This window comes from Rhizobium moroccans (genome assembly GCF_057559155.1).
Genome location: NZ_JBHFJG010000018.1, coordinates 1 through 11,481, shown reverse-complemented (window position 1 = coordinate 11,481; position 11,481 = coordinate 1). Strand labels below are relative to the sequence as shown.

Below are 11,481 nucleotides of genomic sequence, written 5' to 3'. Positions count from 1 at the left end.
CCCCCTGGCCGCCAGGCCAGGTTCGGTTGAGCCGTGCAAGTGGCCTGAAAGGGCCACGCAGCGAGGCGAGGCAATCACCTGTAGGGGCCGGAAGCCCCGAGAGAACGCCGTAGGCCACGCGAATGCGGAGCCACTGAACTAAACAATTGCGAGGTTCCGCATTCGTGTGGGCTCTCCAGACCGCTCTTTGAAACCGCAGGCGCGCGCGCCGTGCGGATGTGAACGCATGTCCGCCCCTCACTTCGGAGGATATTCATGCTCCCCGCCGCGGAAATCGCTAACGGAATAACAACCGCCCTCCCGGCGAACCGCGCTTTCGCCGATGACGGCCTTGCCGTGACCGCCGGGAATATCCAGCACATAGGTCGGTTGGCAGAGGCCGGAGATGTTGCCGCGCAGCGCCGAAACGATCCTCTGGCCTTCGGCGATGTCCAGCCGGAAATGGCTGGTGCCGGGGGCAAGATCGGGGTGGTGCAGGTAATAGGGCTTTATCCGCGTCTCGACGAAGGCCTTCATCAGTTCGCCGAGCACGGCCGGATCGTCATTGACGCCGCGCAGCAGCACTGTCTGGCTCACCATCGGGAAACCGGCATCGATCAGGCGGGCGCAGGCTGCACGGGCGTCCTCCGTCAGCTCGCGCGGGTGATTTGCGTGGAGCGCCACATAGATCACCTTGCCGCTTTCCTTCAGCGCGGCGATCAGAGCCTCGTCGATCCGATCGGGATCGACTACCGGCACGCGGGTGTGGAAGCGGATGATCTTCACATGCGGGATTTCGGCAAGGCCTTGCATGATTGCCGAGAGCCGGCGAGGCGACAGCACCAGCGGGTCGCCGCCGGTGAGGATCACTTCCCAGATTTCCGAGTGGTCGCGAATATAGGCGAGCGCGGCGGAAAGCTCCTCGGGTGCGAGCGTGCCTTCTCCCTGAGGTCCGACCATTTCGCGGCGGAAGCAGAAGCGGCAATAGACCGGGCAGATATGCACCGCCTTCAGGAGCACGCGATCGGGATAGCGATGGACGATCCCCTTGACGGGGCTATGCGCGGCATCCCCGATCGGATCCGCCCTTTCTTCGGGGACGGTCAGAAGCTCGCTCGGATCGGGAACGAACTGACGGGCGATCGGGTCCTGCTTGTCGCCGCGGTCGATCAGGGAAACGACCGTCGGCGTCAGCGCGATGGCATAGCGCTCCGCCACGGCGCGGATGCCGGGGAGCCGCTCCGATGAAATCAGGCTTGCCTTTGCAAGCTCGTCCGGCGTCTTCAAAGAACGGGCGGCGGTCATGCAAGTACCTCCGCGACGGGCGCCCACATCACCTGGTCGATACGAGTGGCCCCGGTGGCCAACATCACCAGCCGGTCGAAGCCGAGTGCTGCACCGCTCGCATCCGGCATAACCTCGAGCGCATCGAGGAAATCCTCGTCCAACGGGTAACGCTCGCCGTATATGCGGGCCTTTTCCGCCATTTCATATTCGAAGCGGCGGCGCTGCTCACCGGCATCGGTCAGCTCGCCGAAGGCGTTGGCGAGTTCGACACCGCAGGCGTAGAGCTCGAAACGCTCGGCAACACGCGGATCGCGATCGGAGGGCCGGGCAAGGGCAGCTTCCGAAACCGGATATTCATGAAGAATGGTCGCCCGGCCTCGTCCGAGCTCCGGCTCTATCCTTTGCACCAGCACCTTGCTGAAGAGATCGGCCCAGCTATCGTCATCGGAAAAGCGAATACCGGCTTGCGTGAGCGCTGCGGCCAACAGATCGCGGTCGGTCTCTCCGCTCGGGGCGACGGAGGCCAGAAGATCGATGCCTGCGAAACGGTCGAAAGCCTCGGCCAGGCTCAGCCGCTCGGATTCGGCGAAGGGATCGACCTCGATACCGCGGAACGCGAAGCGATCCGTCTTCATGGTCTCGGCTGCAAGCGCGAGGATTTCGGCGCAGTCGGCCATCAGCCGCTCGTAACTCTCGCCGACGCGATACCATTCCAGCATGGTGAATTCGGGGTGGTGCAGCGGTCCGCGTTCCCGGTTGCGATAGACATGCGCGAGGGTGAAGATACGCTCTTCGCCAGCGGCGAGAAGCTTCTTGGCCGCGAATTCCGGCGAGGTGTGCAGATAGAGCGGCGCCTTTCGCCCGTCGATGGCAATCGCTTCGGTCGAAAAGGCGTGAAGATGCGTCTCGTTTCCGGGGGAAACCTGCAGTGCGGCCGTATCCACCTCGAGGAAGTCCCGCTCGGCAAAGAATCTCCGCAAGCCCGTCTGAATGGCATTGCGGCCCATGAGGAAGGGCCGGCGGTCCGCGTGGTTTTCCGGCGTCCACCAGGGCATAGGAGCTTGAGCTGATCGAAAGGGGCTCATTTCAAGGCTTTCTTCGCCGGTTCGTTGCGGCGAGGCTTCCACTTTGCGCCGTTTTAGGGTAGGTGCGCCGAGAAAACAGATCGTCCGTCCTTCGGGCCCGGTCAATCATCCGGTCCTCTACGACGCATTTCTGGCAAGCACAAGCCGATACGCACAAGGGAATCCTATGGTCAAGGTCATCGCCTCCTCCGTCCGCAAGGGCAACGTCCTCGATGTCGACGGCAAGCTCTATGTGGTTCTTACCGCTCAGAACTTCCACCCCGGCAAGGGCACACCCGTCACGCAGGTGGATATGCGCCGCATCGTCGACGGCGTGAAGGTATCGGAGCGCTGGCGTACGACCGAGCAGGTCGAGCGCGCTTTCGTGGAAGACGTGAACTTCCAGTACCTCTACGAGGACGGCGAAGGCTTCCACTTCATGAATCCCGAAACCTATGACCAGGTCGTCGTCAGCGAAGAGACCATGGGCGACCAGAAGGCCTATCTGCAGGAAGGCATGACCTGCATCCTGTCCATCCATGAAGGCGTGCCGCTGGCGCTCCAGCTGCCGCGTCACGTCACGCTCGAGATCGTCGAGACCGAGCCGGTCGTGAAGGGCCAGACGGCCTCCTCCTCCTACAAGCCGGCTATGCTTTCCAACGGCATCCGTACGATGGTCCCGCCGCATATCGATGCCGGTACCCGTGTCGTCATCGCGACCGAAGACAATTCCTACGTCGAGCGCGCCAAGAGCTGAGCTGCCTTTCATCGGCAATAAAAAACCTCCGGAGCTGCTGCTTCGGAGGTTTTTTAATGTCTGATCGAATGGAAGAGGCCGTTGCCGGCCTCTCTTACTTCGTGATGACGGGGCCGGCGCTTGCCGCTGCAACCCTGGTCGGACCCTGGCCGAAGGCATATCCGCCGCCGATCGCCACGTTGAGCGCGACATAATCCTGCGCCATTTGCTGGATGGCTGCGGCGAGGTTGGCCTGGGCGGTCGAGACCTGACGCTGGGCGTCGAGGACGTCGAGCAGCGAGGAGGCGCCGTCACGATAGCTCGCGGTCGCGAGGCTCAGCGCTTCCTGGTAGGAGCGCACCGTTTCCCGAAGCGCGGCCACGGTACGGCCGTCGCGGGCAAGAGCCGCCAGGGCGTTCTCGACCTCTTCGACCGCATTGAGAACGGTCTGCTTCCAGGTGAGATAGTCTTCCCTTGCGATGGACTCGGCGCTTCGGACATTGGCCTTCAGGGCGCCGCCGTCGAAGACGGGCAGCGTGAGGGCCGGACCGAAGGACCAGGATATGCCCCGGCTGTCCGAGCTGCTCGAAATGGCGCTATAGCTCGGCGAGATGGAGCCGCCGAGGCTTATCGAAGGATAAAGCTGCGATTCGGCCACGCCGACCTGCGCGACCGAGGCGGCCAGTTGCCGCTCGGCGGCGCGGATGTCCGGACGGTTGCGGATAAGATCGGCCGGGACGCCGGACCTGGGATTGACGCGGGCGGCCGGCTGGCGGGCACCCTTCTGCATTTCCGCCACGTAGGTGGAGGCCGGCTGGCCGAGCAGAGTGGCGATGCGATGGGTTGCGCGCCGGAAATTGGTCTCGAGGCCCGGAAGCTCCGCCAGGGTGGTGTTGACGAGACCTTCGGCCTGGACGACATCGAGACGCGAAGCGGCGCCGGCTTCAAGCTGAAGGCGCGTCAGTTGCAGCGTCTCGCGGCGTGAATTGAGGTTCTGCCGGGCAAGTGCAATACGCTCCTGGTAGTAGCGGGCGTCGATATAGGCGGCCGCGATCTGCGACAGCAGCGAAAGACGGGCGACGTCGACGCTGGCATAGGCCGCATCAAGGTTCGCAAGTGCGCTTTCTCTGGACCGCTTGTAGCGGCCGAAGAGGTCGAGGAACCAGGAAACGTCGACATTGCCGGCGGTGGTGTTCCGGGTGGCTTCGGTGGCCGGCGAATTCGGCCGGGTATCGGCGCCGCTGGTGGTGTTGTTTGCGGATAGCGTCAGGCTCGGCAGGCTGCCGGCGCCTGCGGCGACCACGTTGGCTTCCGCCTGGTTGATCCGCTCCAGCGCCTGCAGCACGTCGAGGTTCTGGGAGAGACCCTGCTGGACGTATCCGTTGAGGCGGCTGTCATTAAAGGCGTTCCACCAGGGAGCCATGGAAACGTCGCCATTGCTCTTGGTGCTGCCCTCCCCGAACTTGGCGGGAAGCGATATTTCCGGAGATTTATGGTCCGGGCCGACGACGCAGCCGGAAAGCAGGAGCAGGACGAGTGGAGCCGCTGCGCGAATGGATGTCATTTTTCTGTCCTAAGTGCCCTAACAAACTCTAGAAAGGCAGGCCCCCCGGCCCAGCCTTCCGCACTCTACGCCCGGACCGACTCAACACTTCCGGCGAGCGTACACTATCAGCTCTTAACAGAACTCATACTGTCATCTCCTGTTTTTCACGTTTTGATAACCGTCTGACGACCACAAAGAAGGACGGAACGAAGAAAATTCCGAGAAGTGTTGCAGAAAGCATACCACCCAAGACGCCGATGCCGATGGCATTCTGCGCCGCGGAACCCGCGCCGGTAGCAATCGCCAGCGGTACTACGCCCAGGATGAAGGCGAGCGAAGTCATGATGATCGGCCGCAGCCTGAGGCGGGCCGCTTCCAAGGTCGCCTCGACGAGGCCCATTCCTTCCTGCCGGTCCTTGGCGAATTCGACGATCAGGATCGCGTTCTTGGCGGCCAGGCCGATGGTCGTGAGCAGGCCCACCTTGAAGTAGACGTCGTTCGCCTGGCCGAACAAAAACGCCGCGGTGAGCGCACCGAGCACGCCGACGGGAACAGCCAAAATCACCGAGAAGGGAATAGACCAGCTCTCGTAAAGGGCGGCGAGGCACAGGAAGACGATCAGGACCGAAAGTGCATAGAGCATCGGCGCCTGCGAGCCGGAAAGCCGTTCCTGGTAGGAGATGCCCTGCCATGCGACCGAATATCCGCCGGGCATTTCGGCAGTGAGCCGCTCCATCTCATCCATGGACTGTCCGGTGCTGACCCCCGGGCCCGCGGCCCCATCAAGCGCGACCGCGCTGGTGCCGTTGAAGCGTTCGAGCTGAGGAGAGCCCGATATCCATTCCACCTTGGCGAAGGAGGAGAAGGGCACCATTTCTCCCTGAGTGTTACGGGCGTACCAGTATTTCAGGTCGTCCGGCTGCATGCGGAAGGGTGAGTCACCCTGGACATAGACCGGCTTCAGCTCGTTGTTGAGCGTGAAGTCGTTGACGTCGCGGCCGGCGAAAATCGTCGCCAGCATGGAGTTCACGGAAGCCAGATCCACACCCATGGCGCCAAGCTTTTCCTGGTCCAGGACGATCTTGAGCTGGGTTTCCGTCCGCTGGCTGTTGGTTCGCAGCGAACTGATGTTCGGATTGCCGAGGACATTCTGCTGAAGCTGCTGTGATGCCGTGGTCAGCGCCGCGTTGCCCTGATTGCCGCTGTCGACGAGATACATGGAGAAGCCGCTTGTCGTGCCAAGCCCCTGGATGGCTGGAGGCAGGAGCGCAAAGACCTGAGCATCGCGGAGCGTGAAGAAATAGCCGCTCGCACGCTGGACGATTTCCGCGGCCGACTGGCCCGCGCCGGTTCGCTCCCCGAAATCCTTGAGCTTGGTAAAGACGATCGCGTTGTTCTGCCCGGATCCGCCGAAGCTGAAGCCGAGGACGCCGAAGACCACGTCGACGTTTGCCTTTTCCTGTTCGAGGAAATAGGCCTCGACCTTCTTCACGACTTCATCCGTGCGGGCTCTCGTCGAACCGGTCGGAGTCTGGACGATGGTCAGCAGAACGCCTTGGTCTTCCTGGGGGAGGAACGAACTCGGCAGCCTGGTGAACAACCAGGCGCAGCCGGCGATGACCAGCGCGAAGACCAGGAACACCCGAAGCGGACGTTTGAGAAGATAACCCACGGTCGAGACATAGCCGCGGGTGGATCGATCGAAGCCCCGGTTGAACCAGGCGCCGATGCCGCGACGCTTCTTGTGGTGATCGATCGGCTTCAGCATGGTGGCGCAAAGCGCCGGCGTGAGCACGATCGCGACCACGGCGGAAAGAAGCATCGCCGATACGATGGTGATGGAGAACTGCCGGTAGATGATGCCGGTGGAGCCGCCGAAGAATGCCATCGGAATGAAGACGGCGGTCAGCACCAGTGCGATACCGATGATCGCGCCGGTGATTTCACCCATGGACTTTTCGGTCGCCTCGAGCGGGCCTAAGCCTTCCTCATCCATGATGCGTTCGACGTTTTCGACGACGACGATCGCGTCGTCGACGAGAAGGCCGATCGCCAGCACCATGGCGAACATGGTGAGCGTGTTGATGGAATAGCCCGCCAGCGCGAGAATGCCGAAGGTACCCAGCAGCACCACCGGCACGGCGATCATCGGAATGAACGTGGCCCTCAGGTTCTGGAGGAATATCAGGAGCACGACGAACACGAGGACAATGGCCTCGATGAGCGTGTGAACGACCTTCTCGATGGAAAGCTGGACGAAGGGCGTGGTGTCGTAGGGATAGGTGATCTCGATCCCCTGCGGCAGCGTGGGTCCGATCTCGGCCAGGGCGGCCTTCACGCGGGCGGCCGTATCAAGAGCGTTTGCGCCGGTCGCCAGATTGACAGCGAAACCGGTCGAAGGAAGGCCGTTCTGGCGGGAGCTTGCCGCATAGCTTTCCTGGCCGATTTCGATGCGGGCAACATCGCTCAGCCGAACGGTCGCACCACCCTGTTCAACCTTCAGAATGATCGATTCGAATTCATCGACGGTGGTGAGCTGGCTCTGCGCCGTCATGGTGACGGTGAGCTGCTGGCCCTTCTCTGAAGGAAGGCCGCCGAGCGAACCGACCGAAACCTGGGTGTTCTGCGCCTGGATGGCTGCGGTCACATCGGCCGCGGTAAGCTGGTACTTCTGCAGATTGAAGGGATCGAGCCAGATGCGCATCGCATAGCCGGAGCCGAAGATGTCGATGCTGCCGACGCCCTCGAGACGTTTTATCTTGTCTTCGATCTGGGTCGAAAAGACGTCGCCGAGATCCACGGAGTTGCGCTTGCTGTCGGTCGAGACGAGTGCGCCAACCATAAGAATGCTCGAGGTCGAGCGGGCCACCTGGATGCCGCGCTGCTGAACGACGTCCGGCAATTGCGATTGCACGAGCTGCAGCTTGTTCTGCACCTGCACCTGGGCGATGTCCGGCATGATGCTGTTGCCGAAGGTGAGCGTCACCGAGGCACTGCCAGTCGAGGACGAGGATGTCATGTAGGTGAGATCATCGAGGCCGGTCATGCCGTCCTCGATGATCGTCGTCACCGATTTCTCGACCGTTTCGGCGCTTGCTCCGTCGTAGCTCGCGGTGATGCGGACCGTCGTAGGGGCGATGTCGGGATATTGAGAGATCGACAGAGTGACGATGGCAAGGGCCCCGCCAAGCATGATGACGATCGCTATGACCCAGGCGAAAACCGGTCGCCGGATGAAGAAATTGGCCATTGGAGTTCCTTGCGCCTGTTTCGTCTTCTGCTGCGAGGAGATTTATGGATTGGCGCCCGGCTGGGCGGCTTCCGGCTTGGGGGATTCCACGACGAGGCCTTCCTCGTTGACGGTGGCTTCGACGGGCTGGACCGCAGCGCCGTCGGCGATCCACTGGAAACCGTCGACGATCAGGCGATCGCCGTCGGCGATGCCCTCGGTCACCAGCCAGTTGTCGCCCGAGACCTGGCTGGTCGCGAAGATGCGGGTTTCCACCTTGTTTTCGGCGGCCACGAATTTAGCCGAGAGCTGCCCGTTCGCATTGCGCGTCGCTGCACGCTGCGGAATGAGATAGCCGCTCTCCAAGCCGAGGGTGACCGTGGCCCGCACATACATTCCCGGCAGGATTATTCTGTTCGGGTTCTCGAACAGGACCCTGATCTGGTAGGTGCCCGTCGTTTCGCTTACCGCCATTTCGGCCATGTCGAGCTTGCCCGCGTGCGGATATTCCGTACCGTCTTCCAGGGTCAACCTGATCGCGGCTTCGCCCGGCGTGCTGCTCAGCCGTCCCGAAGCCATTGCGGATCGAAGTTCCAGAAGATTGGTGCTCGATTCGGTGAGGTCGATGTAAACCGGATCGAGCTGGCGCAGCGTGGTGAGTGCCGTCGTCTGGTTGGCCGTCACGATGTTGCCGATGTCGACGTTGGAGATCGAGGTGATGCCGTCGAAGGGAGCCCGGACCTTCGTCAGGTTGAGGTTGATCTCGGCGGCCTCCAGGGCTGCTTTCGCCTGCTCCACATCCGCCTGGGCCTGCAGCAGCGTCACCCTGGCATTCTCGAACTCGATCTGGGTCGCGCCACTGTTGACCAGCCGCTCGTAGCGGGCGAAGTTGGCCTGGGCGCTCGGAATGCTTGCCTCCGCCTTGGAGAGGCTGGCGCGCGCCTGCGCTACTTCCGCCGCATAGGTATCGTCCTCGATCTGGAACAGGATGTCGCCGGCCTTGACGTCGCTGCCTTCCTTGAAGGCCACGTCCCGGACGATACCGGTCACGCGCGGTCGGATGTCGGCCAACTGATAGGCCACGGCGCGGCCCGGCAGAACGCGGGTGATCGGCTGCTCGGACTTCTTCATCGTGACCACGCTGACGGGCGATGGCGGGCGCTCCGCTGCGGCTCCTCCAGCCGGGTTGCCGGCTCCGTTCTGGCCGGAATCGCTGCAGCCGGCGAGTGCCAGGGCGAAAAGCAGGGGAAGGGTAAACTTGCGTCCGGTCATGGTCTCATCCAGCAAGGGCGTCGGGGGCATCGGCCCCGGCGCGATTCGTTCGCCGGCGGCAGAAGATCGGGAAATTAAGCCGTTTTTGTCGGTCGCGGAAGTGGCCACCAACAAATGCCGGCCTGGTGTGCCGCTTCGACGGCAAAGTGACGTAAATTAAATATCGTCACTTTGCAAGCGAACTTTGCAGTGCAGCATTGATCAGGCGAGCTAGTCCATCGCATCGGTCATGCAGTTCCTCGATGTCGGTTTTCGCAAGGAGTATGGGATGCAATACGCTTGCGAAGGCGCTTGCAACATGCCGGCTGAGGGTTTCCGGGTCACTTACGTCGTAGACACCGCTTTCGATCCCCTCGCGGATAAGGTCGAGGAAGAGAGCTTCAATCAACTGTTTGTAATGACGGCCGCTTGGCAGGTTTGCCTCGGACATCAGGAGAATCAGTTCGAAAAGATACGGGTTCTCGCGGATATCCTTCAGATGCGCTTCCATCAGCTTGCGCACCACTATGCAAAGCCTCTCGGGAGCCGGAGCGGAGGAATCCAGCGTTCCGAAACGGCCGATCATGAGATCGATGTGACGCTCGCAGATGGCATCGGCGAGCGCAGCCTTGGAATGGAAATGCTTGAAGACGTTGGCGGGCGACATTTGCAGAGCATGGGCGACATCGGCGATCGAGCATCCGGAGATGCCTTTCTCGCGAAAAAGCGTTTCCGCGGTGGCGAGGATATCCTCGCGCGTTTCCTCTGCTTTTCGTCTGGGTCTGCGCAATGTCGTTCTCTTCAACAGCTCCGTTCCGGCTCCCACAGAGCGATCAATTCGCGGTGAAATAGGGTTTCAGGTTCTCTCTGATGCGGTCGAGAATTGTCACGCCGCCGGTATCCGGAATGAACGGCTTGCCGGTGATCATCTCGAAGGCGGTCCGGTAGACCGTCGCGGTTTCCTCGATCAGCTCGGCGGGAATGGGGGGAATGTCGTCCTTGTAAGGGTCGCACCGCTCCGCCACCCATGCCCGAACGAAATCCTTATCGAAGCTTTTCGGTCGGGAGCCGACCTCGAATGCCTGCCGGTAGCTGTCGGCCATCCAGTAGCGGCTGCTGTCGGGCGTGTGAATCTCGTCGGCAAGCACGATATTCCCCTCGGCATCCGTGCCGAACTCGTATTTGGTATCGACCAGGATGAGCCCGCGTTCAGCCGAAAGCTTCTGGCCGCGCGCGAAGAGCGCAAGCGCATAGTGCGAAAGCTGCTCCCATTGAGCGGCCGTGAGAAGTCCCTGCTCCACGATTTCCTTCGGAGTGAGGGGCTCGTCATGACCGCCGTCAAATGCTTTGCTCGTCGGGGTGATAACCGGTTCCGGAAGCACCTCGTTGTCCCTCAGCCCATCCGGCAGGGAAAGCCCGTACATATTGCGCTCACCCTTCTTATATAACGTGAGCAGGGACGTGCCGGTGGTGCCCGCCAGATAGCCGCGCACGACGATCTCGACGGGCAGGATGTCGAGGCGGCGGCCGATGACCACGTTCGGATCCGGATAGTCCAGCACGTGATTGGGGCAGATGTCCCGTGTCGCCTCGAACCAGTAGCGTGCGGTCTGAGTCAGCACATGTCCCTTGTCGGGAATGGACGTGAGAATACGATCGAAAGCGCTGAGCCGGTCCGTGGCGATGATGATGCGCCGGCCATCCGGCAAGTCGTAGTTTTCGCGGACCTTGCCCTGATAGTGGTTCGGCAGTTCGGGAATGGTGGCTTGGTCGAGGACGCGCAATTCTACCGCTTTCTGGTTGGATAGCCCACAGGCTGGGAAATTGTGTCCGGCTGATATCGCATGTTTTGCACCGGACACACAAGGATTCTGCCACGGGCAACCCCTTCGAGCGGCAAACCCAGACATTCATGTAGTCGTCCGGGACGTTAAGCTTTCTTACCAAATGATGAAAAGGTGTCTCCGCCCGGAAAATCGTCAATTTCCCTTTGAAATCAGAAGTTTGTCACTTTTTTGATTTTTTCTGATCGAGTCCTGTTGACTTGTTTCCGGGGCTCCGCTTATAACGCCGCTCACTGAACGAGGGCGGCGGCGCTGCTGGCGACGAAGTCCTTTGTTCTAGAGAAATCCTAGAGATTGGCTGACGCTGATTGGAGCCGGGTTTAGAGTTCGGCTTAGGGATTTGGTGACGTCTGGTTTTCTGGATGTCTGTTATTTGACAATTGAATATGAGAAGAAAGAGAAACGTGGTCGGCGGCGTCTCGCGGGGTCCTTTATGGGATCTCATTGAAGACAAAGTGACGGTCACGTTTTGACAAGAGAACACCTTGTTTCTTTTGGTTTCACTGCCTTTCGCCATTCCTTGCGGAATGACGGGAGCTGAAACC

9 protein-coding genes are annotated in these 11,481 nt (G+C 61.2%); 1 reads left to right on the top strand and 8 read right to left on the bottom strand.

Translation table 11 applies throughout. From position 1 onward, the window contains the following. Positions 1-237: 237 nt before the first annotated feature. Both ACE04I_RS12095 and epmA read right to left on the bottom strand, forming a co-directional pair. Positions 238-1,284: a lysine-2,3-aminomutase-like protein gene (locus ACE04I_RS12095; protein ID WP_487207084.1), complete on the bottom strand. Its 1,047-nt coding sequence runs from the start codon at positions 1,282-1,284 to the stop codon at positions 238-240. Continuing rightward, complete coding sequence (epmA, locus tag ACE04I_RS12090) at positions 1,281-2,351, bottom strand: EF-P lysine aminoacylase EpmA (protein WP_487207083.1); 1,071 nt, start codon at positions 2,349-2,351, stop codon at positions 1,281-1,283. Before epmA ends, ACE04I_RS12095 begins: the two co-directional genes overlap by 4 nt. A gap of 166 nt (positions 2,352-2,517) precedes the next feature. Here epmA and efp point away from each other — a divergent pair, with 166 nt between their 5' ends. After that, positions 2,518-3,087: an elongation factor P gene (gene efp, locus ACE04I_RS12085; RefSeq protein ID WP_046796814.1), complete on the top strand. Its 570-nt coding sequence runs from the start codon at positions 2,518-2,520 to the stop codon at positions 3,085-3,087. A 94-nt stretch (positions 3,088-3,181) separates the two neighbouring features. On the opposite strand, the gene ACE04I_RS12080 is transcribed toward efp, so the two are convergent. The 6 genes from ACE04I_RS12080 to ACE04I_RS12055 all read right to left on the bottom strand — a co-directional run. Then, positions 3,182-4,630 (bottom strand): efflux transporter outer membrane subunit, encoded by a 1,449-nt coding sequence (locus ACE04I_RS12080; protein ID WP_046796815.1) that lies wholly within the window; start codon positions 4,628-4,630, stop codon positions 3,182-3,184. A gap of 124 nt (positions 4,631-4,754) precedes the next feature. Continuing rightward, the gene (locus ACE04I_RS12075; protein WP_487207082.1) at positions 4,755-7,862 is read right to left on the bottom strand and encodes an efflux RND transporter permease subunit; all 3,108 of its coding nucleotides are present in this window, start codon (positions 7,860-7,862) and stop codon (positions 4,755-4,757) included. A 42-nt stretch (positions 7,863-7,904) separates the two neighbouring features. Continuing rightward, on the bottom strand, positions 7,905-9,113 hold the full coding sequence (locus tag ACE04I_RS12070; RefSeq protein ID WP_046796817.1) for an efflux RND transporter periplasmic adaptor subunit: 1,209 nt from the start codon (positions 9,111-9,113) through the stop codon (positions 7,905-7,907). A gap of 166 nt (positions 9,114-9,279) precedes the next feature. After that, entirely contained in the window at positions 9,280-9,882 is a 603-nt protein-coding gene (locus ACE04I_RS12065) for a TetR family transcriptional regulator (RefSeq protein WP_487207081.1), read from the bottom strand. 43 nt (positions 9,883-9,925) lie between these two features. Next, a complete protein-coding gene (locus ACE04I_RS12060) occupies positions 9,926-10,876 on the bottom strand; it encodes a phosphoribosylaminoimidazolesuccinocarboxamide synthase (RefSeq protein ID WP_487207080.1) in 951 nt (316 codons plus the stop codon). A 223-nt stretch (positions 10,877-11,099) separates the two neighbouring features. After that, on the bottom strand, positions 11,100-11,481 hold a 382-nt coding region (locus ACE04I_RS12055; protein WP_487207079.1), incomplete at its 5' end, for a hypothetical protein.